Source organism: Bifidobacterium felsineum, assembly GCF_002802915.1.
GTDB lineage: Bacteria > Actinomycetota > Actinomycetes > Actinomycetales > Bifidobacteriaceae > Bifidobacterium > Bifidobacterium felsineum.
On sequence record NZ_PEBJ01000001.1, the window covers coordinates 364,056 to 390,760 of the forward strand.

Genomic DNA, 26,705 nt, shown 5'->3' on the forward strand with positions numbered 1-26,705 from the left:
GCGACTGGGGCCGTTCATCGATTCGGTCAAGATATTTCCTCGCTGAGAAGCTGCGAGCGGGGCGTTTCTTCGGTTGCTTCGAGATTTTGATTCACTGGTGGGGCGCGTGCGGAGCGTTTCCTCGGTAATTACGATAGTTTGCTTTATTAAGAGCTCCTGAGCGGGGTGAATCCTTGGCGTGATCGAGGTTTTGGTCCGTTGGGAGGTGGTAAATGGGGCGTTTCCTCGGCTGACTCAAAGGTATGCTCCGATAGTCGGTGGTGAATGGGGTGATTCCTCGGCTTGGCCGCGGACTTGCCACGCTGAGAGGTGATTAGTGATTCATTCCGTAAGCTGGCCCGAGGTTTTGCCTCGTTGAGGGATTGCCAGTGGAGTGGGTTGTTGGCTGGCCCGAGGTTTTGCCCCGCCTAAGGGCAGCTGATGGAGTGAATGAGTGATTGGAATAGGCTGCGGATTGCCCAAAGGCTCCAACAGGCGGGAAAAATGAGGCTTCTCGATAACCGCGTGTCACAAACCGCTCGTATAGTAAGGCGCATGCCAACATTTTCACGCGAAGAAATCGTGCATTTGGGCGATCTTGCCCGAATCGCGCTCACCGATGAGGAAATCACCCGTCTGCAGGGCGAACTGAACGTCATCGCAGACTCCATCAACAAGGTTCAGGAAGTCGCTTCCGACGACGTCGAGCCCACTGCCAACCCGGTTCCGCTCGAGGCCTACCTGCGTCCGGATGTCGCCGAAACCCCGCTCACGCAGGAAGAAGCGCTCGCCGGCGGCCCGAAGACCGAGGCCGGTATGTTCGTGGCACCGCGAATCCTGGGAAGCGAGGAGTGAACCCGATGAGCAACGAAACCGCAACTCTCGTTAAGCTGTCCGCCGCCGAGCAGGCCGCTGCCATCAAGAAGGGCGACGTCACCTCCCGTGAGCTGGTCGAAGCCCACCTGAAGGTCATCGAAGCCGCCGAACCGTCCATCAAGGCTTTTCTGAAGGTCTCCGGCGATGTGGCGCTCGAGCAGGCCGACGCCTTCGACAAGAAGTCCGCCGAAGACAAGGCCGCCCTGCCTGAGCTGGCCGGCGTACCGATTGCCATCAAGGACATGATCGTCACCAAGGGCATCGAAACCACCGCAGCCTCCAAGATTCTCGAAGGCTGGGTGCCGCCGTACGACGCAACCGTCATCGAAAAGCTCAAGGCCGCTGGCATGCCGCTGCTCGGCAAGACCAATCTGGATGAGTTCGCACAGGGCTCCTCCACCGAGCACTCCGCCTACCAGACCACCCACAACCCGTGGGATACCGAGCGCGTGCCCGGCGGTTCCGGTGGTGGTTCTGCCTCCGCAGTCGCCGCATTCGAGGCTCCTCTGGCCCTCGGTACCGATACCGGCGGCTCCATCCGCCAGCCGGGTGCTCTGACCGGCACCGTCGGCGTCAAGCCCACTTACGGTGGCGTTTCCCGTTTCGGCGCTATCGCCATGGCCTCTTCGCTCGACCAGATTGGTCCGGTCTCCCGTACCGTGCTCGATTCCGCTCTGCTGCAGGAAGTCATCGGCGGCCATGATCGCCGTGATTCGACCTCCATTCCTGAAGGCCCGCGCCCGATGGTCGCCGCCGCGCGCGAAGGCGCCAAGCGCGACTTGAAGGGCCTGAAGGTCGGCCTCATCAAGGAACTCGGCGGCGACGGCTTCCAGCCCGGCGTCGAGGCCCGCTTCAACGAGGCGGTCGACAAGCTCAAGGAAATGGGAGCCGAGGTTGTCGAGGTCTCCGTGCCGCACATCGGCTACTCCCTGGGCGCTTACTACATCATCATGCCGTCCGAGGTGAGCTCCAACCTGGCTCGCTACGATGGCATGCGCTACGGCCTGCGCGTCATGCCGCCGGCCGGCGTGCCACAGACCGCCGCCAACATGATGGCCTACACCCGTGAGGCTGGCTTCGGCGACGAGGTCAAGCGTCGTATCATCCTCGGTACCTACGCACTGTCCGCTGGCTACTACGATGCTTGGTACGGCTCCGCTCAGAAGGTCCGCACCCTCATCATCCAGGACTTCAAGAAGGCCTTCGAACAGGCCGACGTGCTGGTTTCCCCGACCTCCCCGTCCACCGCCTTCAAGTTCGGTGAGAAGATGGACGATCCGCTGGCCATGTACATGAACGATATCGCCACCATTCCGGCCAACCTCGCCGGTGTGCCGGCCATGTCCATCCCGACCGGTCTCTCCGATGACGGTCTGCCGGTCGGCTTCCAGTTCATCGCCCCGCAACAGCGCGACGAAGTCATGTACAAGCCGGCTGCCGCACTCGAGGCAGCACTTGAGGAAAGCTGGGGCGGCCCGATTTGGAACAGCCTCAAGACCCCGTGGCTTGACGGCCTCGCCAAGTAAGCATCGGAAGGAAAGATAAGCAACATCATGGCTGAAAAACTGATGAAGTACGCCGATGCCACCAAGAAATACGATGTGGTCTTCGGCCTGGAAACCCACGTTGAGTTGAGCACGAACACCAAGCTGTTCTGCCCGGCTCACATCGAGTTCGGCGGTGAACCGAACACCCAGCTGACCCCGGTCTCCTTGGGCCTGCCGGGCAGCCTGCCTGTGGTCAACAAGGCCGCCGTTGATTATGCCATCAAGCTGGGCCTCGCTCTGCACTGCGAAATCAACGAGTGGAGCCAGTTCGCCCGCAAGAACTACTTCTACCCGGATATGCCACGCGATTACCAGATCTCCCAGTACGACAAGCCGACCAACGGCAACGGCTACCTGGACGTTGAGCTGGAAGACGGCACTGTGTTCCGTGTGCCGATCGAGCGTGCTCACATCGAGGATGACGCCGGCAAGAACACCCACGTCGGTGGTGCCGACGGCCGTATCGAAGGCGCCGATCACTCCCTCGTGGACTACAACCGTGCCGGCGTACCGCTGATCGAGATCGTGACCAAGCCGATCGAGGGCGCTGGCGACCGCGCTCCGGAAATCGCAGGCGCCTACATGCGTGCCATTCGCGACATCGTGCGTGCACTGAACATCAGCCACGCTCGTATGGAGCAGGGCAACATGCGTGCCGACGTGAACGTTTCCCTGCGCCCGTCCGCCGATGCCCCGTACGGCACTCGTTCCGAAACCAAGAACGTGAACTCCTTCCGCGGCATCGAGAAGACCATCCAGTACGAGATTCGCCGTCAGGCCGCTCGTCTGGACGAAGGCAAGGAGATCCTGCAGGAGACCCGCCACTGGGATGAGTCTACGCAGACCACTGCAGGCGGTCGTGTGAAGTCCGACGCGGACGATTACCGTTACTTCCCGGATCCGGATCTGGTGATGCTGCACATCACCAAGGAGCACATCGAAGAGATCAAGGCCCAGATGCCGGAGATGCCGCGCGAACGTCGCAACCGTCTCAAGGCTGAGTGGGGATTGAGCGATCTGCAGATGCGCGACATCCTCAACGCCGACGCCCTCGACCTGATTGAGGACACTGTCAAGGCCGGTGCCAAGGCCGCCGGTGCTCGCAAGTGGTGGCTGGGCGAGCTGTCCCGCGCCGCCAACGCTCAGGGCGTCTCCCTCGAAGAGCTGCCGATCACCCCGGCCGATGTGGCTGAAGTCGAGAAGCTCATCGCCGACGGCAAGCTCAACGACAAGCTCGCTAAGCAGACCGTCGAAGGCGTGCTGAAGGGCGAAGGCACCCCGGATGAGGTCGTCAAGAAGCACGGCTACAAGATCGTCGAGGACAACGGCGCTATCGAAGCCGCTGTCGACGCCGCATTCGAGGCCAACCCCGATGTGGTCGAGAAGCTCAAGAGCGGCAACATGAAGCCGATGGGTGTGATCATCGGTGCCGTGATGAAGGCCACCCGCGGCCAGGCCGATGCCAAGGCCGTCACCAAGGTGGTCATGGGCAAGATCAAGGGCTGACGCGTTAAGCAGACAGCCCGGTGGGCTGTCTGTAACGTCAGCCTGAGTGAGGCGGTAGCCGAGCGAAGGTCGGTTTGAGTCCGGCCGTAGGCCGGTCCGTTCTTGCAGGGGCCGGAGGCGAGCCGTTAAGCAGACAGCCCGAGTAAATAGGCCGTAACTGCGCGAAAAGAACAATATTCCCGCGCATTTACGGCCTATTTTGTTGCGCAAAGAGGCAGTAACTGCGCAGGAGAGTGGCCGCAGCGCGCAGTTACTGCTTGTTCTGGGCGATACAAAGGCAGTAACTGCGCGGAGAGGGGAGCGACGGAGATAAGAGTGCGTCCTCCACAGCCTCTTTCCAGCGTTCACCCAGCAGAGTAAGATATGTTCGGCACTGATCGTGAGCGAATCATGAGCCATGAGCCATTGTGAGCCGAAATAGGGGACGAACATCAAATGACCGAGACCAACGAGACGTTGAGCATGCCAGCGGACGCGCAGGTCAAGCGTGACTTGCCTCAGAGCATCGTCATTCCGCCGATTCAAGGCGAGATGGTGCATCTGCGCCCCGCCACTGTGGAGGATCTTCCTTGCCTGGACAAGCTCGACGCCTTTTATGGTGCATCGAAAATCACTGGCAAGGACGCAGCCACCGAACGTTCAATGATTCAAACGTGGGTACGTCGTTCTCAAGCCTGGGAAGCCGGACTGGCGCCGGGCGAATCCGGTGTGGGCGATCCGGAGTCCCGCCGCACGATTGCATGGGCGGTGGTCACTGATGCCGATCACGATGATGATGGCAAAACCGATGCTTCCGCCACCGACAATGTAATCGGCATGATTTTCCTCATTGATATTGATGGATGGTCTCGTTCGGCCCGTATCCAGATCGTGCTCGGCCGGGATTATCGCGGCCGTGGCTATTCGCGTGATGCCATGCCGCGCGTCATGACGTACGGTTTCGCATCCGAACCGGCAGGCCTTGGCATGCATCGTATTTGGGTGGCAGTTCCTGAGAAGAACACGCGTTCGATTTCCGTGTACCAGTCGCTTGGCTTCGTGCCTTCCGGTACTTCCCGCGATGCCCTGTGGGATGCGGAAAACAGCAAGTACCAGGATTTGATTGTGATGGATACGTTGGTGGACGAGTACGATCCGATTCGTTCGCTTGACGCGTTCGGTATGCATTTGATTGAAAACAACCCCGGCGTCCAGGAAGCACTCGCCGCGCGCGAGCATTCAGTGGCATTGCGACAGAATACCGAGGGCGGCGATGCGGGCGTGAAGAAGGAATCCAAATGGTCCTCTGCGGCCGATGCGGCTTCCAACGCCAAGCCGGTGACCGATGTGCATGCCGTGCATTCGGCGGAATCGCAGTCGGTTGAGGAAAACCACAAGAAGCATGAAAAGTCCCGCCTGAGTGCGGAAGAGGAAAGCAATTGGCCGTATGGGCAGAGCGAGCGTAAGACCTCCAAGGATGCTTGGTGGCGTACGTTGGGCCGCGGCCGTAAGCGTGACACGGAAAGCGAGAAGTGAACTTAGCATGAGCGCCGAGGATCTCGACAATTACGAAACTGATGCCGAGCTCGCCCTGTATAAGGAATATCGCGACGTTATCAAGCTGTTCACCTATGTTGTGGAAACAGAACGTCGTTTCTACTTGGCGAACAAAGTTGATTTCAACGTCCGCTCTGCTGGACAGGACGTATATTTCGATGTGCAGCTGACTGACGCGTGGGTATGGGATGTGTATCGCTCCAGCCGATTCGTCAAGTCCGTGCGCATCGTGACCTTCAAGGATGTCAACGTCGAAGAAGTGCAGAAAACAGACATCGACATCCCCGACGACATTCAATAGGCAGTCTAGAGTTCAGCCGATTGCCGAAGAGAAATCGTGACGAAATGCACAATTAAAGCGTGCGTTTCCAAGGCTTAGGGTAAGCTATCGCTGATTTTGTTGTAAGGAGATGCAAGTGAGCGAAAAGCAATCCGTGGTGATTATCGGCGGTGGTCCCGCTGGTTTGACCGCCGCATGGGAGCTCGTCAAGGATGGCGGCTCCGATAAGTACGACGTAACCGTGCTCGAGGAAACCCGCGAATTTGGCGGTATCTCGCGCACTGTGAAACACAACGGCAACCGCATGGATATCGGCGGACACCGTTTCTTCTCCAAGGACGACCGCATCATGGAGTGGTGGAAGACCGTTCTGCCGCTGCAGGGTGCTCCTTCCTACGATGATAAGAAGCTCGGCCGTGAACATGACATGGAGCCGGGCGGCCCGGATCCCGAGGTCGAAGACAAGGTGATGCTCAAGCGTCACCGCGTCTCCCGCATCTACTGGAATCGTCGCTTCTTCGATTACCCGATTTCGCTGAGCCTCAACACCTTTAAGGCCATGGGCTTCAAGCTCACCTTGGTGGCCGGCTTCAGCTACCTGAAGTCCATGTTCCACAAGCTGCCTGAAGACAACTTGGAGAACTTCTACATCAACCGTTTCGGCCGCAAACTGTACTCGATGTTCTTCGAAGGATACACCGAGAAGCTGTGGGGCCGTCACCCCTCCCAGATTTCCGCCGACTGGGGTGCTCAGCGCGTCAAGGGCCTGAGCATCATGGGCGTGCTGAAGAACGCCTTCCAGAAGCTGCTGCCGAAGAAGCGCTCCAACGCCGAAGTCGAAACCTCTCTGATCGAGGAATTCTGGTACCCGAAGTATGGTCCGGGCCAGCTGTGGGAGACCGTGGAATCCAACTGTGAGGCTGCCGGTGTCAAGGTCTTGACCGACGCCAAGGTGGTCGAAGTGCGCCAGACCAATGGTGCCATCTCCTCCGTGGTTTATGAGGATTCCGAAGGCAACCGTACCGAGCTCGCCGGTGACCAGTTCATCTCCTCCATGCCGGTCAAGGACCTGGTCAACGCCATCGACGCCGCCGGTGCCGATCCCGAGGCCACCGGTTCCAAGGCCGCCCCGGATGACATGACTGCCGTGGCCAAGGGTCTGCCATACCGTGACTTCGTGACCGTGGGCCTGCTGGTCAAGCACCTGAAGCTCAAGAACACCACCGACATCCCCACCCTCGGCAACCCGCCGATCGTTCCGGACTGCTGGATCTACGTGCAGGATCCGGGCTACAAGGTCGGCCGTCTCCAGATCTTCAACAACTGGAGCCCCTACCTGGTCAAGGATGTCGACAACACCGTCTGGATCGGTCTTGAATACTTCTGCGAGGAGGGTGACTCCTTCTGGAACATGTCCGAAGAGGACGTGACCAAGTTCGCCATCTCCGAGCTCACCCGTATGCGCGTGATCAACGGCCCGGAAGAGGTTCTCGACTCCCATCGCGAACGCGTCAAGAAGGCATACCCCGCCTACTTCGACACCTACGAGCACATGGATGAACTCATCGAATACCTCGATGGTTTCGGCAACCTCTACTGCGTCGGCCGTAATGGTCAGCACCGCTATAACAACATGGACCACTCCATGGCCACCGCCATGGAAGCCGTGAGCAACATCAAGACCGGCAAGACCTCCAAGAAGAATGTTTGGTCTGTCAACACCGAAAAGTCCTACCACGAAGCAAAGTAAATGATGGAGTGTCCTCGTCGTTGTCCCTCGGTCGACGTACCTTCGGACGCCTTCCCTCGGTACGCCTAGAGGCCACACACATTATTTATTTTGCTACGCAAAGTAATCAGTGGAGCGTATGCCTCTTTTCCGGGCTCCCTCTGATGAGGGAGCTGGCAGCGGCAGCTGACTGAGGGGAGAGAAGCGCAGCTTGCTGCATAGTAAATATGCTGGCTGAAGCTGGCTCCGTATGACATCAAACGGCCTATCGCATTACGCGGTAGGCCGTTTTTCGTAGGGTTTTGCGTTGGTCGGTGATGCGTTGTAAAGTATTCGAAGTTCGCAAGGGCGCTTAAGACGCAGCGAGCATTCATGAGCGGGTGAACCCGCAAATCACTCTTAACTCCGTAAGTAGGCATGTGCCTGTTCGGTATGGAAAGGGCAACCAGTGGCAAATAGCCAGAATCTAGAAGATATGAAGCTTCCTGAGCTCAAGGAACTCGCCAAGCAGATGGGATTGCGTGGCACTTCAACCATGCGTAAGCCTGAACTCCTTGCCACTTTGCAGGCCGCGCGCAACGGTGGCGAAGCTCCTGCAGGTGTCACTGTGCGTGTTCCTAAGACCACCAAAGTTGCCAAGACCGGAACTGAATCAGTGCCTGCTACCGATGCGCAAAAGCCGGTGGAACAGCCTGCAACTGATGCGCATGTCAATGATGCGCAACCTGCTGCGGAACAGCCGACTTCCGAACCGAAGATTGACTTCCCCGAACCGGTCGCTGCTGAATCCGAACGTAAGACTGAACGTCATTCCCGCCGCAAGAAGAATGAGAATGACGTTGATGCCAACATTGAAACTCACTCCCGTCGCAAGCGTAATGATGATGAGGGCGAATTCACTCGTCGTAAGCCGCGCAAGCATACGGGAACGGCATCTGCCCCTGCGGCCGATGATCTGCTGGCCAGCCTCGATCTCGACGGTGCAACTCCTGCCCAGAACGAGCGCCGTCACCGCCGTGATGACGAGGAAGCGCCGCTGATTCGCCGCATGCGCGATGACGAAGACAGCCAGCCGCGTCGTCGTCGCCATGCTGAGCATGATGAAGAGAACGTGCGTGACCTCGACGATATCTTGGCCACGCTGCCCACACAGAAGAACGACGAACCGCTCGACGAAGACGAGCAGGACGAGGAGCGTGGTGAATTCACCCGTCGCAGCCGCAACCGTGGCGAACGTGCCGATCGCGGCAATGATCGCGCTGATCGAGCCGACCGTGGCGAACGGCAGGATCGCAACGATCGACGCAGCCGCCGTATGCGCGGCCGCGATCGCGACAACAATGTAGAAGATGATGCTCGCGATAATCGCCGCGAAGAGCCGCAGGAAGATCTGGTCCCGGTGGCCGGCATCATCGACGTGCTCGACTCCTACGCCTTCGTGCGCACCTCCGGTTACCTGCCCGGCCCGAACGACGTCTACGTTTCCATGGGCCAGGTCAAGAAGTACGGCCTGCGTAAGGGCGATGCCGTGCACGGTTCCATTCGCGCCCCGCGCGAAGGCGACCGTCGCAACCAGCGCCAGAAGTTTGTGCCGCTGCAGTCCATCGATTCCATCAATGGCCAGAGCGTGGAAGAGGCCATGAATCGCCCGCAGTTCTCCAAGCTCACCCCGCTCTACCCACAGGAGCGCTTGAGGCAAGAGACCACGCCGAACAAGCTCACCGGCCGCATCATGGATATCGTGGCTCCGATCGGCAAGGGCCAGCGTGGTTTGATCGTTTCCCCGCCGAAGGCCGGCAAGACCATCACGTTGCAGAACATCGCCAACGCAATCACCACCAATAATCCCGAAGTGCATCTGATGGTGGTGCTCGTGGACGAGCGACCGGAAGAGGTCACCGACATGGAGCGCACGGTCCAGGGCGAAGTCATCTCCTCCACCTTCGACCGCCCGGCTTCCGACCACACCACGGTCGCCGAGCTCGCCATCGAGCGTGCCAAGCGCCTTGTGGAGCTTGGCCAGGACGTGGTCGTGCTGCTCGATTCCATGACCCGACTGGCTCGTGCCTACAACATCGCGGCTCCGGCTTCCGGTCGAATCCTTTCCGGTGGTGTGGATGCCCAGGCGCTGTACCCGCCGAAGAAGTTCTTCGGCGCAGCCCGCAACATCGAAAACGGCGGCAGCCTTACCATCATCTCTTCCGCGCTGGTGGAAACCGGCTCCAAGATGGACGAAGTGATCTTCGAAGAGTTCAAGGGCACCGGCAACATGGAACTGCGTCTTTCCCGCGAGCTGGCGGACAAGCGCCTGTTCCCGGCCATCGACATCAACGCCTCCGGCACCCGCCGTGAGGAGCTTATCACCGAGCCCAAGGAGCTGCCGATCATCTACCGTCTGCGTCGACTGCTCGGCGGTATGGAGCCCGAGCAGGCCTACCAGACGTTGGTGCCTCGCCTGAAGAAGACGGCCACCAACCGCGACTTCCTCGCCGCCATCGTGCAGCAGGCCAACAACGGCAACGCCGTAAACGGCAACTGATTGAGCTACACGTCGTTAAAAGATTCAATCTGATATCTGAGGGGTGAATACCGGTACTTCGGTATTCACCCTTTTGCGTAACGTGGAATGAAACGGTCCCGGTGGCAATGCAGGTACAAGGTACAGGAAAGATGTTCCGCGATAAGCCGGAGGGCTATCTGCTTTGCGAGGGGTATATTTGCGCGTTTGCGGGGGCCTATTCGCTTTGCAAGGGGTACCTGCCCGAGTATCAAGGCCTATAAATTGGCGAAATGGCGATACGCGTGGGCGATGAATACTCGTAGTAAGTCCTACAGAGTACCCCTTGCAAAGCAGATAGATGTTTTCAATGTGCTCAATGTACCCCTTGCAAGGCAGATAGCTTCGATTCGACATCGATTGACCATGGAGAATGGCGCTTCGGGGGAGTATCCTCATGATTATGAGCGAAACGAGCAGTGACTGGCAGAGGACGACCATCGATTCCGCCCAAGCGGCGGCCCACCCGGAAACCGCGCAGGCGGTGGCGCGTATCAAGGCGCTTCGTCAATCCATCGACAATATCGATTCCGCGGTTATCTCCCTGCTTGCCGAGCGGTTCAAGACCACGTCACAGGTCGGTGTGCTCAAAGCCAATGCCGGATTCGCTCCCGAAGATATGAAGCGCGAGGATTATCAAATTGAACGTCTTCACCGCATCGCGATCGATGCCGGTTTGGACCCGGAAATCGCCGAGAAATACCGCGAATTTGTGGTGACCGAGGCCAAAAAGCGTCACCAGCGCATCGCCGAGGCCGGTGGTGATCCGGGCGTACTCGACGTGTTCGCCTAGATTATCGGTAAATGCGGATTGCCGTTGACGCTGTTGATATTGTCAGTTCTTTTGGCAGTGCTCCTCAGCGAATGAGTTCCCCGCCTCGGATGGGATGACCATTACTAGTTATTCGCAAGCATATTGCCTATATGGTGATGCCATGATGTCGGCTAGATTGGTATGCGGCCTGAATGTTGGCGCATGGTGATGCGCACGAAAGAATTGGATTTACGGATATGAAGCTTACCGCTGCAGTGCTCAGTTGCGCCTTGTGCGTGGCCGGCTCTGCAGGTGGTGCATGGTTTTCCCGGCCTGAAGAACCCGATTATGCTGCCATGTTGAACGCGGCCGCCGATGTCTATGCGGTGGCTGATTCCAAAGGCGAGCCCACACGATTGTATGCGGCAACGGCTCCCACCCAGGATTCGGTGGCTGCCGTACAGCGCATTCCCGCCTCCGCAGCGCAATTGCCGTGGAACATTAGCGTCAGCTATTCGTTGGATGGCCCAAACGTTTCCGCTGATGAGATTGCAAACGCCTCTGGGCTCGTGGGCGTACATGTTACGGTTCGCCCGATGGGTGGGGCGAACCATGCGGCAAACCGCACCATGCCCGTTGCGGCATTTACTATTCCGACCCAAGTTGCCGACGATGTTTCCGCGGATAGCAACGTATCCGTCAGCACGCAGGATACCAATACGCTGATTGCAGCGGCCGGCCAAGCTGGAACGCCGCTGGAATTCAGCTGCTATATGAATGCCAAGCATTTCACAATGAGCTCCATCGCGCTCGCAGCGTTGCCATCTGCTATCGATGGCGATATCACTCAATTGACATCCACCGCATCCACCCTGGTCGATTCGCTGACCGATGCCGGCTCCGGCGAGCACCAGCAGTTGATTAATCAGCTCAAGGCCTTGCGTGCCAACGAAGAACAGCTTGCTCAAACGGTGACCTCTGAACGCGCCGCCACGCATAAGCAGACATTCCAGAACTATATGGCTGCGTATGTAAGCTCATACACCACACATTTGTCTGGTTCCATCGGTACTTCCACGCAGTTGCCGGCACTGGTCGGCACGGCTGGCGAGCTTTCCGGCGATACGCCGCTCGCCCAAGCGGTGCTCGATTTGGCAAACGCGGTGAACAATGTGAGCGCAGCGCATATGCATGACGGTGCTGTGGACGCATTGGATGAGGTGATTCGTCGCATTCAGCAACAAGGGACCACAGGTCTGATTGATGACCTGACCAAGGAAGCCGCAGAGGAAGCCACCAAAGGAGCCAAACAGTATTCGGCAGGCCAAAGCCAGCTTTCCGCTGCGATGATTCCGTATTCGATGAAATACACGGATGTGTACACGGCCAATCTCAGCGCTTTGACCGGCGGGACCTCCGCAAATGCCAGCGCCTACGCGCAGCAAGCCATCGGCGAGACCAATAGCAGTGATGAACTCAAGGATTCGCAAGCCAAGGTAGACGCTGCAATGGCTGCGCTCGCCACCGCATGCGAGCATACAGGTAAGTCGCAGGCGTTGAAGCAGATTCTGCTGCGATTTTCCAATCAGTTCGAGGGCGGCAGCATCACGTCTGCGAAAACGATGCAGAGCACATCTTCTGACTCTGCTGTGCATCTGCTCACGCAGGGTTTGGCGGATTCGCAGGCTGAGTCATTCTATGGGAAAGCCAAGGCGGCTCAAGCCAAGCGTAAGGCTGCTATCGCACGCAAGAAAGCGCAAGCTGCTCAGCAGCAGCAATCGCAGGATTCCAATGCTTCGTTGGTAGATGACACGATGTCGATGTCTGCCAGCGATGTGATGAGCTATGCGAACGGGCTGACTTCCGCGCTCGGCGGCGGCAAATCGGATAGTTCTGCTGGTGCCGGCTCCGGAAGCTCCGCAAGTACGAATACGACGGATGATGCTGCGGCAAGGCAGGGTACGGAGAAGGACGAAACCGATGCGGCTCCAATCCTCTTCGGTTTCAGTCAAAGTGACTCCGGCGGCACATTGCTGACACATGATATGAGCACGCTGATTGCCGAAACGGTGGAAATTGGCGACGCGGGCCAGCTCATTGCCCAGGCTGTAAGCCGGCTGAACTTGGCTGCGGTTTCGCAGCGGTCATCGGCGCGCGCTTCCGCTTATCTTCTGGTGATCCCTACCGTGTGAATGTGATTTATTTCGCACGCGCCCAATCGCTGGAGTGACGCTTCAGATATGGCCGTAGCCCGTTAATCGCCCACAATGGCAGGTTAGCCACCCATGACTACCTCGGTTACCCCCACCAAAATGTGGGAGTCACACACATATTAGGATCCAAAAATGTGGGAGTTGGTGTTGGGCCTAAGTATGAAGGAGCTTTTTCTCTTCACGCGCTGTATCTCTTTCTGCGGTGAATTGGACACATTGCGTATCATATATTGGGCTTAGTGGCACCCCTTGAACTTCATAACGGGGGTATCTGTGGCAATTAACGGGGCATTGCCCTAAACTGCCGAACAGAGTGCCGAAGGGGTCGTAAGGATGTGTCGGCGATTCCAACGGCAGGGGAATTGGGTTTGAGAGCCTGAGGAGAATGCTATGCGTCGGATAAAGAATAATTCCATTGGGGGGGGGTATTCTCCAAGCTAACTAGTCGTGTCGTGGCCGGTCTGGTCGCTGGCGCGATGCTGTTCGTGGGGGTGCCGATTGCCTCGGCTGTGGAGACTGCGCCGCAATCTGATTCATCTGAAACGTTGCGCCAAAGCCGTGCATCGAACAATGTAGTTGAGTGCAAGCCGGGCGACCAGTTCGAGTGGGGTGGCGAAAGTGTGCTTTCAGCGGATGCAAGTGTATCCACGTACTCGGGCAAAAACATGTACGTCGGTCTGCCTCCGGCGAGTGAACACACCAATGCAGGCAATGGCAAGTTTCAGGCCGGTGATCGTTCGTATGTGGCCGAGATTGAAGGCGTGACCGTAGTAGACAATGCGCTGACGGGCAATCAAGGTATCAGAGTAGGAAGTGTGGCTTGGGGATCGGGCCATCCGGCTCCAAGCGGCAAGACCGCTTTGGCGGTTGGCCGCGCCGCTGATGCTGTGGATTGGCCGTTTTATCTGTTTGGCTCAAACGGAACTATCGGCAGGTTTAACTCCGGCATCAGTGGAACCAATTGGCTAGCTGTAAATGCAGTAGATGGTGGCACCGTTACGGTGTCTGGCGAATCGGATGATGAGAAGGCACGTGCCGCAGCTCTGGGCAATGTGAACGGTGTCAATTATTACAAATTCCAGAATACGTTGAAGTCCATGGCTGACGGTTTCCAGAATACAACTCCGACTTCCGGCGTGGTGTATGACAATGTGAACTTTGGCAAGGTTGATGTGCAGCAGAGCATCGCTTCCGAAGTCGTCAAGTGGGTGCAAGGCAACGATTTAGCGCGTTACGACGCTGGTAAGAACGACAACGGCACGTACGACGAGAACGGCGACGGCATCAGCAAGATTCAGAGCACGGTAAATGGGCAGACGATATGGGCTCGTTATACCAAGTTGAAGCTCCATGAGGGCAAGGTCACGTTCACCGGTGACGGCAACGCGAAGAACACGCTTCAGGTGTTCAGCTTGGATATGTCCAAGGTGAACGAAGCGATGTCCAAGTACGGCTGGACCGGCGTCTACTACGATTTCGAGAACATTCCTGAAGGCGCCTCCGTGCTGGTCAACGTGAAAGGCGCTGACAGCAAGGGTGATTTGACGGTGAACACCGGCTGGCAGTTCGGCTGGAACGGCACTGATGTCGGTCAGGGGTACTTCAACACTGAGACGGCGAAGGGTTTCGCTACCGCGTCCCAGTCGATTATGTGGAATTTCGAGGATGACGTGGATGGTTCCTTGGTCATCCATAACGGCGATAAGTGGGCTCCGTTCCCGGATGCGATGAAGGATGGTGTGCTCAAGGACTATCCGGAGTCTAAGAACCATGGCGATAGCGCTGCGACCCTGCCGGGCAGCATCCTTGCCGCGCACGCGACCGAGCTTCAGGATTGGGTGAGCACGAACGGCCGTCTGTTTTCCAATGGAGACCTATGGCTATCCGAGGCATATCCGTATAAGGATATCCGCTCTGATGGAGACCACGGTTACGGCATCGGTTTAGGTCTGGAACATCACAACTTCCCATGGACCGGTAATGCGATTACCTCTTGCCCGACGAGTGGTGGTGTGGAATGGAGCAAGACCGATACGAGTGGTCAGGCGCTTTCCGGGTCCGCGTGGAAGATTACGAAGGACGAGGCCGGCCAGGATGTGGCTGTTGACGGAATCGTGGATAACGGCGCTCATGACGCCGATGCGCTTCCGGGCAGCCTGCAGGTGACCGGTCTGAGCGCGGGGACGTATTACCTTATCGAGACGAAGGCCCCGGACGGGTATGCGTTGGATTCGACGGCGCGGCAATTCACGGTCACGTCGGGCGGTCTGGCCAAGGTCAATAACAGTAAGCCCATCCAAAACACCCGCCAGACCGGTGCCGTCGCATGGAATAAGACCGATACGAAGAATCAGGTTATTACCTCGTCTCCATCGACATGGCATATACAGGGTGCCGAGACCAAGACAAACACGATTGATGTGACGGTTACGGATCGGTTCTCCGATTCCGATGCCAAGGATGACGCCACGTACTTCGATGCCAATACGTTGCCAGGTGAGATTCGCGTGGAGAATCTGCCTACCGGTAAGTATCAGCTCACGGAAACGAAGGCTCCGGATGGGTATACGAAGACCGATGTGACGTATGAGTTCACGATTGAGGCGGGTCGTGATGGTAGCAATCCGGTCGGAATCCGGGCGGAAGGTGCCAGCGATACGACGGATAGCGTTGCGAACACGCCAAAAAACGTGAGTATCGAATGGTCGAAGAAAAATGGCTTGGGTTTGGACGGTATTTTATTGCCGGGTGCTGAATGGACGTTCACACAGACTGGTGCGTCCGCCGGCAGTGCTCCGTTCAGCTGCACGGTCACTGATAAGGGTGCACTAGGGGCAGTTCAGGGTTCTTGCAAGGACGAAGATGACACTGCGGGCCAGTTCAAGATCACGTTTACGCCGAACAAGGTCGTGACTGATATTCGACATCCTTTGACTTATGAGTTGGTGGAGACGAAGGCTCCTGATGGTTATCAGCAAGTTAGCAAGCCGTATCAGGTGAACGTCTGGTTCGACAAGAATCGCGGAACTGATGGCGAATGGGTATTCCACTGGAGTGATTTGTCCGGCGAAGGACCAATCACAATCGTCAACAAGCGTATACCGATATCGGCCTTGCCGTTGACCGGTGGCCGTGGGACCGCGCGCAGCTGGATTCTCGCGGGCGGCGGACTGGCGTTGTTCATCGTCGTGGCCGGTGCCGTCTGGCACGAGTGGCGCAAGCGCAGGGAGGAGCTGCTGCTGTGAGGCATAGCCTCGGCTTCGGCCTTGGCTCCCTCATCAGAGGGAGCCAGGAACAATCCCTGGGCTTGGCCCCCTCTGATGGGACATTGCCGTGAAGCAAACAGCAGAGCTGTTTGTAGGCAATGTGTGAGACGACAGTCGAGCCAACAAGAGAGGCGAACGAAGTTCGTCCTTAATTGCTGGACGAGCTCCCGGCGGAAGCCGGGTGGGGGAGAGAAGCAAAAAGAACAGTCGGGCGCAGCCCATCTGGTTCATAACTGAACAGAAATAAAAGACTTCCCGTCGTATGAGGTGTGTTTTGCGGCGGGGTGCATGAGGACCGGGCGGCGGCGTGGTTCACGCCAATGATTCGACGCCGTTGCCCGGGGTGATTGCAGTTGGTATTAACCACAACCAGCCTCCAGTCTACCGGTGTAGGAAGCCGGCCAAGGGGGCGGAGAAAGGAATGGATCTCTGATGAAGGGTTCATTGTTGAAGAAGGGGTTCGCCGCCCTTGCCGCCTTCGCGGTCGGTGTGAGCGGCCTGGCCCTAGGCGTTTCGACCGCCAATGCGGCGGTGTCGTTGCCGACGACCAAGACGATTACGTTGAACGCCGAGGACGCGGCCCAGTTCACGGGTCATACGTTCAAGGCCGTGAAGATCGCCGATTACACCGCCAACAACGGTGTCGCCGGCGTGAAGACTGTGGACGCTTACGAGAGCGAGGTGACCGATGCTTTGTCGGACGCCGGCGCGACCGTGCCGCAGGGCAAGGATCCGCTGCAGTGGGCTTTGGAGACCCCGGGCACCCTGGACCAGTCCGGCGACAGCGCCTCGAAGTATACAGGTAAGACCCGTCTGTTCGCGGATGCGCTGGCCAAGGACGCCACGGTCGCTGGTGGGCTGCAGGCCGTGACCCTTCAGGACGTACAGGGCAGCGACAGGCAGAAGACCATCGAGCTGCCTAGCGTCGGCCTGTACCTGATCGTGGATGATGCCGCCGTGGCCTCGACCACTACGGTCAAAGGCTCCACACGTTCCCTGGCCATCGTCGTGGGCACCCCGTGGACCACCACCGAGGGCTCGACCCAGACGGTCCTGTCCCAGGGCGAGGTCGATATGAAGAACACGTTGCCCACCATCGACAAGGTGATTGTGAAGGACGGTCAGGAGACCGATACCGACAAGGTCTCTGTGGGCGACAAGGTCCTCTACCGGCTCAAGGGCACGGTGCCGAACTACACGGGCTATACCACCTACACGTACAAGATGATCGATACCCTCTCCAAGGGCCTGACCTTCGTCAACGAGGCCGGCGACAAGCCCGTCGTGAAGATCGGCACGAAGACCCTCGAGGAGAACAAGGACTACACCGTGACCGTGAAGGACCGCGACGCCAGCAAGCAGCAGGTCGTCGAGATCGACTTCACCGACTTCGTCAAGAGCAAGCCGAGCATCGGCGAGGCCATCACCGTCGAGTACCACGCGTTGTTGAACGACGACGCCGTGATCCGCAGCACGGGCAACCCGAACGACGTGAAGCTCGAGTACTCCAACAACCCGTACGACGACAGCAAGCATGACACCACGCCTCCGGTCGATCCGAAGGTCTACACCTACGACTTCAACTTCAAGAAGGTCGACAAGGAAGGCAACGGCATCTCCGACGCCAAGTTCAAGGTGTACCCGGGCAACAACGCCGACCCGAACACGGCCACCGCGCTGAAGTTCACCGGCTCCAACGGCACGTGGACGAAGGCCACCGCCTCCGCCACGGGCGCCAAGGATGAGCTGACCTCCGACGCTTCGGGTCACTTCACCCTGAAGGGCTTCGGCCCTGGCACGTACACCGTGTACGAGTCCGGCATCCCGACCGGCTACGCCCAGGTGCGCGCGAAGTTTACCGTCACCATCGATGACAACGGTAACGCCTCCTTCGCTGATAACAGCGGTCTCGGCCTGGTCAAGGCGAATGATACCGTCAAGGACAACGGCGTGACGTACCAGAAGGTCCTCAACGTGAAGAACCTGACCCAGCTGCCTCTGACCGGTGCCGCCGGCACCGCCCTGTTCACTGTGATCGCCGTGCTCCTCGCGGGCGCAGCCGCCACCGTGTTCGCCAAGAGCCGCCGCACCAGCAAGGCCCTCCAAGCCTGAAAGGTTGGCAATTGTTCATGAGGAACGGCCTGTGGGCTGAATTCTGAACAAGTAATGAGTGGGCCTGTTGCAAAACAGGCCCACTTTCTTATCTTTTGGAGTTTTGTTATGACTCACGGGAAAGTGTTGTTTGATGAGGGACAGGTGCGGTATTTGAATACGTTGCCGGCAGTGAGGCATGCAACGCATAACCGCATCACCTATGAGCAGGAGTTCAAAGTGGAATGCCTGCGTCGGGACCGTGTGGGCGAATCTCCCACGGAAATGTTCAAACAGGCCGGCTTGCCGCCGGCATTAGTGGGCTCCAAGCGCATTGAGCGCAGCTTCTCTCGCTGGCGCAGCGACCCAAACCTGAACAAGATTGTGGATGCCACTGTAGGCGAACATCGTGATTTCACGCCCGTTGCGGCCGACGCTGACCCGCGAGATGCACTTATTCGAGAGCAGGCATTACGCATTATGAATCTTGAGCAGGAATCGCGCCGCCTGCGCGCCCGTAGCGGCCTCGACGCTGTATAGGACACCAAGCTTAGATGTGGATCCATCTATGGCAGATGGAACTGTAATGAAATTCCTCCAAGAAACGGTCGTTGAGGACGGTTCTTGGCTTAAATTTTCGAAATGAAGGTATAGTTCGTGAAAACAAGCCGCATAGCATGACTTAGTGGCTCATAATTTCGCGGAGAAGACGAACTTCGTGAAAATACGCCACTGAAGTGCCGTCAGTGGCGTAAATTCACGAAGTGTGACACGATTGCGAAAATTTAAGCCACTGAGATTAACTCAGCGGCTTATTTTCGCGAACATAGGGATAATTTCGAAAAAATAAGCCGTTGAACTGACGTTGCATCAGTTCAACGGCTTTGAACTACCCCTCAGTCAGCTAGCGCTGACAGCTCCCCTGACAAGGGGAGTCGGGACTGGTTACTTCTTCTTGATCGGCGGCTCACCGAGCTCGCTGGCGGCCACGGCCACCTCGGTCTCGGCGGCACCTTCGGCGGCGTCTTCAGCGGCGGATTCCTCGGCGTGCTTGGCAACCAGGTCGAACTTGCCCACCACGCGGCCGGCCTGAGCGATGTCGCCCAGAGCGGCGTGAATGGCGTCCACACCCTCCTGAGCGGCGGTCAGCGCCACGGAGAGAATCGGGGTCTTCATGGAGACCTTGGCCTCGGACTTAATCTTGCGCAGCTGCTCCACAGCCTTGCCAGCCCAAGTCAGCAGCTCCGGAGAAACGCCGGTTGCAGCCTCAACGTAAGGCTCCGGAGTCGGCCATGCGGCACGGTGCACGGAACCGGAACCGGCGTGCATCCAGCTCCACACCTCTTCGGTGGCGTACGGCAGGTACGGGGCCAGCAGACGGGCGAAGGCGTCGAGGCCCAGGCCCAGAGCGGTGCGAGCGGAACGCACGGCCTTCTCGGAAGGAGCAACGCCCTTCTCGTCCGGAGTGCCGTAAGCACGGTTCTTCACGAGCTCGATGTAGTCATCGCAGAACTGCCAGAAGTAGCTTTCGATGACCTCCAGCGCCTTGGAGTGCTCGTAAGCCTCCAGTGCATCGGTGGCCTGACGAACCACCAGAGCCAGCTTGGCCATGGCGGCGCGATCCAGCGGCTCGGTCACATCGGCCGGGTTCCAAGCAGCCACAGCGGAATCAGCCACATGATGGTTCTCGTCCTCGCGGCCAATGGCCAGCGCGAACTTGGTGGCGTTCAGCAGCTTGATGGCCAGACGGCGGCCGATCTTCATCTGGCCGACGTCGTAGGTGGCGTCAAGACCCAGACGAGCGGCAGCAGCCCAGTAACGCACGGCGTCGGCACCGAACTTCTCAATCGGTTCGTTCGGCACCACGACGTTGCCCTTGGACTTCGACATCTTCTTGTGGTCCGGGTCCAGAATCCAGCCGGAGAGAGTGGCATGAGCCCACGGCAGGCACTTGTTCTCCAGGTGAGCACGGTCCACGGTGGAGAACAGCCAGGTGCGGATGATGTCCTGACCCTGCGGGCGCAGATCCATCGGGAACGTGGAGGCGAACAGTGCCTTGGAGGCCTCATCCGGCTCGGCCCAGTGGGTCACAATCTGCGGGGTCAACGAAGAGGTGGCCCAAGTATCCATGATGTCCTTCTCGGCGGTGAAGCCACCGGGCACATCACGCTGGGACTCGTCGTAGCCTTCCGGCACATCGATGGTCGGGTCGATCGGCAGGCGATCCTCGGACGGGGTCAGCGGGTGGTCGTAATCGGCGGAACCGTCGGCCTTGACCGGGTACCACAGCGGGAACGGCACGCCGAAGAAGCGCTGGCGGGAGATCAGCCAGTCGCCGTTCAGACCATGCACCCAGTTCTCGTAGCGCACGCGCATGAAGTCCGGGTGGAAGTTCAGTTCCTTGCCGCGCTCGATGAGCTGGGCATTCAGATCAGGGTCGGTGCCGCCGTTCTTCAGGTACCACTGGCGGGAGGTGACGATTTCGAGCGGCTTGTCGCCCTTCTCGTAGAAGTTCGTCATACGCTTGGTCGGCGTCGGTTCGCCGTCCATATCGCCGGATTCACGCAGCTTGTCAACGATCACCTTACGAGCGGAGAACGTGGTCTTGCCAGCGGTCTCGGCGAAGATCTCGCGGCCGGCCGGGTCGGTGATCCAATCCGGGGTATCCATCACGATGCGTCCATTGCGCTGGATGATGGAACGGGTCGGCAGCTTCAGGTCACGCCACCACTGCACATCGGTCACATCACCGAACGTACAGCACATGGCGATGCCGGCGCCCTTGTCCATTTCGGCGGCCGGGTGAGCCAGGATCGGCACCTTGACCTTGAACAGCGGGGAGTAGACCTCCTGGCCGAAGTACTTCTTGTAGCGGTCATCATCCGGGTTGGCGATCAATGAGGTGCAGGCGGCCAGCAGCTCCGGACGGGTGGTCTCAATGTAAATCGGGGTGCCATCCTCAAAGCGGAAGGCGATCTTGTGGTAGAAGCCCGGGTATTCGCGGGATTCCAGCTCAGCCTGAGCCACTGCGGTCTGGAAGGTCACATCCCACAGGCCAGGAGCGTCCTGCTGATAGGCCTCGCCGCGAGCGAGGTTGCGCAGGAAGGCCTTCTGGGCCACGCGCTGCGGGTGCTCGCCGATGGTGTGGTAGGTCTGGGACCAGTCGATGGAAAGGCCCAGCTTGCGCCACAGCGCCTCGAACAGCTTCTCGTCCTGGGCGGTCAGCTTCTCGCACAGTTCGATGAAGTTCTTACGGGAAATCGGCACCTGATCCTTGGCCTGGATCTTCTTGCCGTCAGTGCCCTCGTACGGCGGCTTGAAGTCCGGGTCGTACGGCAGGGAGACGTCCACGCGCACGCCGTAGTAGTTCTGCACACGGCGTTCGGTCGGCAGACCGTTATCGTCCCAGCCCATCGGGTAGAACACGTCGTAGCCGCGCATGCGCTTGTAACGCGCGATCACATCGGTATGCGTGTAGGAGAACACATGGCCCACATGCAGGGAGCCGGAGACGGTGGGCGGCGGAGTATCGATGGAATACACGGCCTTGCGGTCACGAGTGTTGTTGAACTTGTAGGTGCCGTTCTCATCCCAAACGGCGCGCCACTTATCCTCAAGACCGTCCACACCGACCTTGTCGGGCAGCGGGGTGAGGTTGGCGTTGATGATGGAATTGCCTTCAGTCATAAAGCCAAAGTTTATGCATGTTGTATGACAAGGAATGACTTATGGAATAACGAGTGCAGGAGCTACTGCTTATCCAATGCTCCCAATGGCATGCGCGTATCAATCAACGAAGTCGGATAGCCGGAAACCTTGGTGCTGGCCACGGTGAAGCATTTGCGCGTATACAGCCAATCGCTGGCCGCATCCTCGCTCACGACCTTCGCATAGGCTTTCATCCGCTCGGCATAGTCCTGATCATTGGTGGCTTCTCGTGCGGACGCATACGCCTGCTCGGCCTCCGAATGATCGTAATGGAACAGGGAACTCGGGTCAGCGAATGTGCCGGCATCATCAGTGCCGTTCATGCTCATGATGGTGAGCTCCCAGGAACCATCCTGAATACGCTTGGCGTAGTCCTCGTCGGACACCACTTCAAGATTGACTTTCGGCAGCGACACCTGGCTGATTTGCTGGGCGATGGTCTCCGCTATCGAACGATACTGTTCAGTGACCACGATATCGACCGAGGGAATGAACTGCGGGGCAAAGTAGCCCAGCATCGTTCGAGCTTGATTCAAGTCGTATGGAAACAGCCCAGTGAGATCCTCATATCCAGGCTCCAGCGGGCTGATCGGGCCTCCCAGTGCACCAGCGGAATCCGGCTGGGAGGATGCGATCGAAGACGCGTCGACAAGGTGACGCATGGCTTTTCTGATCTGTTCGTCCGACATCAGCGAATCGGTGCTGTTATTGAATGCCAACAGCACTTTGTCTGTGGTGGCGCCCTCGCTCACCTTAAGGTTCTGCTTCTCTTTCGCGGCGGAAGCCACGGTTGCGGTAGTCGGCATAGCCAAATCCACAGTGCCGTCGGCCAGCGCCTTGGCTAGCGTATTTTCATCGGAGTACTGATTGAAGGTGATGGATCCGACCTTGGCTTTGGCTCCATGGTACGAACCGTTGTACTGCAATGTCAGCGATTGCGCGGCCTTGAATGCGCTGACGGTGAACGGGCCAGAGCCGACTGCACTGTTGGCATAATCCGCATTGCCTGCTTCGGAATCGTACACAATGCCCAGTCTGCCGGACAGCGCGCGTAGCAGCGTGGGATTCGGTTTCGCCAAAGTGATGACCACGGTGGTGGAATCCGGATTGGTAATGGACTGCGTATCGCCGAGCGCGTCCACACCGGCGTACTTTTGCGTTATCGCTTGCTGTAGCGACCACACCACATCCGAGGAATCCAGCGTATGCCCATTGGAGAACGTGACGCTTGGCGCGATGGTGAACGTGTACTTCAGCGCGTTATCGGAGACCTTCCAGACGGTGGCGAGCCCGGGCTTGAGCTGATTCTGCTGGTCCACAGTGATGAGGGTTTCGTAGACATTGTCGATGAGCAGTCGCTCGGCGGAGGAGGAGCCAGCCGAACGAATATCCAGCGACTGCGGCATGTCATCGATGCCAATAGTGACCGATGACTGCGGTGTGCCATGCATCAATGCGGAAAGCGATATCGAACGATGCTGAATAAGCACCGACCAGCCGGCCCACACCAGCGCTCCCAGCGCCAGAGCTACCCCCAGAAAGACTCCCCAGCTGACCAGTCCGTTATATTGCTTTCGATGTTGCTCGCTGCGCATGCCCATCAGTCTAACGATGCCGCACTACCGCTTGGCGGCAGGCTCGAAACCTGGGCAGGAATCAGCCAGCGGGCAATGCTCGCAATCGGGTCTGCGGGCGTGGCAGGTAGCGCGTCCGAATAGAATCAGCCGATGACTGAGATCGGTCCACTCCTCGGGAGGGAAGCAGGCGGTGATCTCCTTTTCGATTTTGACCGGATCGGGGTGTGCCGAGCGCCAATCCGGTCGCCAGCGCAGACGGCCGGTCACGCGCATCACATGGGTATCGACGGGGAAGCCGGGAATATCGAATGCATTGCCCAACACCACGTTCGCGGTTTTACGGCCCACACCCGGCAGGCTGGTCAATTCTTCCATGGTGCTTGGCACTCTGCCGTCGAATCGTTCATCCAAAGCCGTTGCCAAGCCGATAAGATGCTGGGTTTTCGACCGGTAAAAGCCAAGCGGATGGATGATTTCCTCGACCTGCGCCGGATTCGCTGCAGCCAGCGCGGCTGCGGTCGGATAGGTGGCGAATAGTTCAGGAGTGACGGTATTGACGCGTTTATCGGTGGTTTGCGCGCTTAGTACTGTGGCAATAAGCAGTTGCAGTGGGGAAGTGAAGTTCAATGCGCACTTTGGTGCGGGAATCACTTGGCACAGCACATCGTATTCCTGATGCATGCGAGCGATGCGAGCGGATTTACTTTCGCGCATAAGAGCGGCCCTGTGGATTGTAGATGTAGACGTTTGCTCAGCTGTGTTTGCTGCCGATCAGGCCGAGAGGTCGTCGGATTCATCGGCACTGTGTGTGCTGGCCTTGGCGGCTTCCTGCGCTGCGGCATCGCCCTTGTCGCTTTCAGGCGGATCGAAGCGATAGCCCACATTGCGCACCGTACCGATAAGATGCTCGTATTCGCCGCCGAGCTTGGCACGCAGACGACGGATATGCACATCCACGGTTCGTGTACCGCCGTAGTAGTCATAGCCCCACACCTCTTGCAGTAACTGGGCGCGCGTGAACACGCGGCCCGGGTGCTGGACCAGATACTTGAGCAGCTCGAATTCCTTATAAGCCAAGTCAATCGGGCGGCCATGCAGGGAAGCGGTGTATCCGTTGGTATCCACGATGAGATCGCCGGAACGAATCTGGCCATCCTCCACGGTGGTGGTGGGCTCGGACGCCGAACCAGTGGCGGAGGCTGCCGGCGCATTGCCACGCTCGGAAACCAAGCGGAGCCGGCCTTCGACCTCGGCGGGAGACGCCGTGGTCACCACAACGTCGGCGATGCCCCATTGGGAATTCACTACGGTGAAGCCGCCTTCGGTCAATACCAATACGATCGGGGTGGAAAGGCCGGAGGCGTGAATAAGACGACACAGGGTTTTGGCCGTGGCCAGATCATCGCGGGCGTCAAGGAACAGGATGGTGTTTTCCGGCATCTTGACCAAGCTGGCCGCGTCCATCGGCAGCACGCGTACACGATGGGAGAGCAGTGCGAGGGACGGCAGCACAGTGGCGGGGTCGCTGGCGAATGTCATCAACGTAAGATCCGTCACGCTAATTCCCCCTCATTCATGGACTCGCAGCATGTGTGCGAATCGTTGCATATGATGATTCGTGAGTTGAACGTTCACACCGCTGCCGTCACGTTGCCATTTATTGTACGCGCGTACATGGGACACACAGATGTTACGTATGCGGAATATGAACGTTCGCTGCCTGCGACATAACTCACATGCCAAGACGGGACAGAATAAGCGTCGCAGCGGCGATGGTCACGCCCATGAACATCACGGGCAGCAGACCGGTGCCGATCCATGGATGGCGAATCGCCGGATCTGGGTCGGCGTCGCGTACCCACAAGGTGGAGGCCACGGCCAAAGCCAGCGCCAGAATCACCAGCACGATAACGGTGATGGTTCCCTCCGTGGTGCCTTTGAGCAGCATGGAACCCAATGCCGGCAGGAAGCACCAGCCGGCCACCGCAATGGCGGCGACGCCTGAAGTTACGGCATGAGAGAGAGCGCGAATAAGGTGTGAACGATTCTCACGGGCCATTTGGCGGGCAAAGGAGAAGATCACCAGCACGACCAGCAGCAGGCCGGCGGCCAGAGCCCAGGAATACCACGGGTATGCGTCGCCGTTCTTGGAGATTTGCTCAGGTGGTATTTCATCGGAAGGGAATGGCACGGCCACGAAAATCAGCGAGACCACGCCGAATGCGATGGTCACCGCGCGATCCAGTGTGGATCCGCGGAAAGGCCAGAACAGCACGAATTCACCGAGCACCAGTGCGGCCATAATCAGCGGAATAGCTGGAAACATGCTGCGGGTGGGGATGGCTGTGGCCGCGATGAGCAGCACATAGGCAGTAAACTGGGTCAGCAACATGCCCAAGGCTTTATGCTTCCAATTTTCCTGGGTGATTTCCGTCATGTGAACCTCTCATGCGCGCGTCGATTTCTGCAACAATCCTACGCTGCACTGTGGAAGGTCATTAGAAAGCGATGATACCCAGGTGCTCGAGCAACACTTTCAGACCGATAAGAATCAGCACCACGCCACCTGCGATTTGTGAAGGCTGCTGCCAGCGGGAGCCGAACACCCGGCCGATATACAGGCCTGCCGCAGAGAAGAGGCCGGTGACGATACCGATGCAGGTGACGGCGAAAATCACGTTAATCTTCATGAAGGCCAGGCTCACGCCCACGGCGAATGCGTCGATGCTGCATGCCACGGCGAGCGGCAGCATATGCTTCCAATCGAATTGTGGGGTTTCCTTGGCGTTTTCTTCCGGCTCTTCGAATGCCTCATGCACCATGTTGCCGCCAATGAACACCAGCAAACCGAAAATGATCCAATGGTCGAATTCGGTGACGTATGAACTGAACGCGGATGCGGCGAAATAGCCGAGCAGAGGGAAAAGCGCCTGGAATCCGCCGAACCACAGGGCGGTTTTGATGGCATCAAGTGTGCGGACTTTTGCAACGGTAAGGCCTTTGCCGATGGACACGGCGAACGCATCCATGGAGACGGAAAGGGAAATCAACAGGGTTTGGATGATGATTGCAATCATGAAATATGT

The 26,705-nt window shown here is 58.3% G+C and carries 18 protein-coding genes; 12 read left to right on the forward strand and 6 right to left on the reverse strand.

The window, feature by feature from the left end:
• Window positions 1-534: 534 nt before the first annotated feature.
• The 12 genes from gatC to CSQ86_RS01440 all read left to right on the forward strand — a co-directional run bounded on the left by gatC (window position 535) and on the right by CSQ86_RS01440 (window position 18,874).
• Window positions 535-834, forward strand: a complete 300-nt coding sequence (gene gatC, locus CSQ86_RS01385) for an Asp-tRNA(Asn)/Glu-tRNA(Gln) amidotransferase subunit GatC (RefSeq protein WP_044089358.1) — start codon at window positions 535-537, stop codon at window positions 832-834.
• 5 nt (window positions 835-839) lie between these two features.
• Window positions 840-2,381 carry an Asp-tRNA(Asn)/Glu-tRNA(Gln) amidotransferase subunit GatA gene (gene gatA, locus CSQ86_RS01390; protein ID WP_100493351.1) on the forward strand — a complete coding sequence of 514 codons (1,542 nt, stop codon included), beginning with the start codon at window positions 840-842 and terminating at the stop codon, window positions 2,379-2,381.
• Window positions 2,382-2,408: 27 nt separating this feature from the next.
• Window positions 2,409-3,908 (forward strand): Asp-tRNA(Asn)/Glu-tRNA(Gln) amidotransferase subunit GatB, encoded by a 1,500-nt coding sequence (gene gatB, locus CSQ86_RS01395; protein WP_100493352.1) that lies wholly within the window; start codon window positions 2,409-2,411, stop codon window positions 3,906-3,908.
• A 435-nt stretch (window positions 3,909-4,343) separates the two neighbouring features.
• Window positions 4,344-5,423 carry a GNAT family N-acetyltransferase gene (locus CSQ86_RS01400; protein WP_165773694.1) on the forward strand — a complete coding sequence of 360 codons (1,080 nt, stop codon included), beginning with the start codon at window positions 4,344-4,346 and terminating at the stop codon, window positions 5,421-5,423.
• 7 nt (window positions 5,424-5,430) lie between these two features.
• A complete protein-coding gene (locus CSQ86_RS01405; RefSeq protein WP_100493353.1) occupies window positions 5,431-5,745 on the forward strand; it encodes a DUF2469 domain-containing protein in 315 nt (104 codons plus the stop codon).
• 115 nt (window positions 5,746-5,860) lie between these two features.
• The gene (locus tag CSQ86_RS01410; protein ID WP_100493354.1) at window positions 5,861-7,474 is read left to right on the forward strand and encodes an NAD(P)/FAD-dependent oxidoreductase; all 1,614 of its coding nucleotides are present in this window, start codon (window positions 5,861-5,863) and stop codon (window positions 7,472-7,474) included.
• A 427-nt stretch (window positions 7,475-7,901) separates the two neighbouring features.
• Window positions 7,902-9,992, forward strand: a complete 2,091-nt coding sequence (rho, locus tag CSQ86_RS01415) for a transcription termination factor Rho (protein ID WP_100493355.1) — start codon at window positions 7,902-7,904, stop codon at window positions 9,990-9,992.
• A 421-nt stretch (window positions 9,993-10,413) separates the two neighbouring features.
• A complete protein-coding gene (locus CSQ86_RS01420; RefSeq protein ID WP_100493735.1) occupies window positions 10,414-10,803 on the forward strand; it encodes a chorismate mutase in 390 nt (129 codons plus the stop codon).
• Window positions 10,804-11,021: 218 nt separating this feature from the next.
• On the forward strand, window positions 11,022-12,956 hold the full coding sequence (locus tag CSQ86_RS01425) for a hypothetical protein (RefSeq protein ID WP_100493356.1): 1,935 nt from the start codon (window positions 11,022-11,024) through the stop codon (window positions 12,954-12,956).
• Window positions 12,957-13,429: 473 nt separating this feature from the next.
• Window positions 13,430-16,222, forward strand: coding sequence for a SpaA isopeptide-forming pilin-related protein (locus CSQ86_RS01430; protein WP_100493357.1), 2,793 nt, complete (start codon window positions 13,430-13,432; stop codon window positions 16,220-16,222).
• 453 nt (window positions 16,223-16,675) lie between these two features.
• Window positions 16,676-18,355 (forward strand): SpaH/EbpB family LPXTG-anchored major pilin, encoded by a 1,680-nt coding sequence (locus tag CSQ86_RS01435; protein WP_100493358.1) that lies wholly within the window; start codon window positions 16,676-16,678, stop codon window positions 18,353-18,355.
• A 108-nt stretch (window positions 18,356-18,463) separates the two neighbouring features.
• Window positions 18,464-18,874 (forward strand): transposase, encoded by a 411-nt coding sequence (locus tag CSQ86_RS01440; RefSeq protein WP_100493359.1) that lies wholly within the window; start codon window positions 18,464-18,466, stop codon window positions 18,872-18,874.
• A 405-nt stretch (window positions 18,875-19,279) separates the two neighbouring features.
• Here CSQ86_RS01440 and valS read toward each other — a convergent pair whose 3' ends face one another.
• The 6 genes from valS to CSQ86_RS01470 form a co-directional block, all read right to left on the reverse strand.
• A complete protein-coding gene (gene valS, locus CSQ86_RS01445; protein WP_100493360.1) occupies window positions 19,280-22,021 on the reverse strand; it encodes a valine--tRNA ligase in 2,742 nt (913 codons plus the stop codon).
• Between the two features lie 62 nt (window positions 22,022-22,083).
• Window positions 22,084-23,637: an ABC transporter substrate-binding protein gene (locus tag CSQ86_RS01450; RefSeq protein WP_100493736.1), complete on the reverse strand. Its 1,554-nt coding sequence runs from the start codon at window positions 23,635-23,637 to the stop codon at window positions 22,084-22,086.
• A gap of 24 nt (window positions 23,638-23,661) precedes the next feature.
• The gene (nth, locus tag CSQ86_RS01455; RefSeq protein ID WP_100493361.1) at window positions 23,662-24,333 is read right to left on the reverse strand and encodes an endonuclease III; all 672 of its coding nucleotides are present in this window, start codon (window positions 24,331-24,333) and stop codon (window positions 23,662-23,664) included.
• A gap of 57 nt (window positions 24,334-24,390) precedes the next feature.
• Window positions 24,391-25,158 carry a winged helix-turn-helix transcriptional regulator gene (locus CSQ86_RS01460; protein WP_165773723.1) on the reverse strand — a complete coding sequence of 256 codons (768 nt, stop codon included), beginning with the start codon at window positions 25,156-25,158 and terminating at the stop codon, window positions 24,391-24,393.
• Between the two features lie 193 nt (window positions 25,159-25,351).
• A complete protein-coding gene (locus CSQ86_RS01465; protein ID WP_100493363.1) occupies window positions 25,352-26,056 on the reverse strand; it encodes a hypothetical protein in 705 nt (234 codons plus the stop codon).
• Window positions 26,057-26,117: 61 nt separating this feature from the next.
• The gene (locus CSQ86_RS01470; RefSeq protein WP_100493364.1) at window positions 26,118-26,696 is read right to left on the reverse strand and encodes a manganese efflux pump MntP; all 579 of its coding nucleotides are present in this window, start codon (window positions 26,694-26,696) and stop codon (window positions 26,118-26,120) included.
• Window positions 26,697-26,705: the final 9 nt, after the last annotated feature.

Excerpts from the sequence above, each read along its gene's own strand:
- CSQ86_RS01440 (WP_100493359.1), top strand. The coding sequence starts at position 18,464 with ATGACTCACGGGAAAGTGTTGTTTGATGAGGGACAGGTGCGGTATTTG.
- valS (WP_100493360.1), bottom strand. The coding sequence starts at position 22,021 with ATGACTGAAGGCAATTCCATCATCAACGCCAACCTCACCCCGCTGCCC.
- CSQ86_RS01465 (WP_100493363.1), bottom strand. The coding sequence starts at position 26,056 with ATGACGGAAATCACCCAGGAAAATTGGAAGCATAAAGCCTTGGGCATG.
- nth (WP_100493361.1), bottom strand. The coding sequence starts at position 24,333 with ATGCGCGAAAGTAAATCCGCTCGCATCGCTCGCATGCATCAGGAATAC.
- CSQ86_RS01435 (WP_100493358.1), top strand. The coding sequence starts at position 16,676 with ATGAAGGGTTCATTGTTGAAGAAGGGGTTCGCCGCCCTTGCCGCCTTC.
- CSQ86_RS01450 (WP_100493736.1), bottom strand. The coding sequence starts at position 23,637 with ATGCGCAGCGAGCAACATCGAAAGCAATATAACGGACTGGTCAGCTGG.
- CSQ86_RS01425 (WP_100493356.1), top strand. The coding sequence starts at position 11,022 with ATGAAGCTTACCGCTGCAGTGCTCAGTTGCGCCTTGTGCGTGGCCGGC.
- CSQ86_RS01400 (WP_165773694.1), top strand. The coding sequence starts at position 4,344 with ATGACCGAGACCAACGAGACGTTGAGCATGCCAGCGGACGCGCAGGTC.
- CSQ86_RS01460 (WP_165773723.1), bottom strand. The coding sequence starts at position 25,158 with ATGACATTCGCCAGCGACCCCGCCACTGTGCTGCCGTCCCTCGCACTG.
- gatB (WP_100493352.1), top strand. The coding sequence starts at position 2,409 with ATGGCTGAAAAACTGATGAAGTACGCCGATGCCACCAAGAAATACGAT.
- CSQ86_RS01405 (WP_100493353.1), top strand. The coding sequence starts at position 5,431 with ATGAGCGCCGAGGATCTCGACAATTACGAAACTGATGCCGAGCTCGCC.
- CSQ86_RS01420 (WP_100493735.1), top strand. The coding sequence starts at position 10,414 with ATGAGCGAAACGAGCAGTGACTGGCAGAGGACGACCATCGATTCCGCC.
- gatC (WP_044089358.1), top strand. The coding sequence starts at position 535 with ATGCCAACATTTTCACGCGAAGAAATCGTGCATTTGGGCGATCTTGCC.
- CSQ86_RS01470 (WP_100493364.1), bottom strand. The coding sequence starts at position 26,696 with ATGATTGCAATCATCATCCAAACCCTGTTGATTTCCCTTTCCGTCTCC.
- gatA (WP_100493351.1), top strand. The coding sequence starts at position 840 with ATGAGCAACGAAACCGCAACTCTCGTTAAGCTGTCCGCCGCCGAGCAG.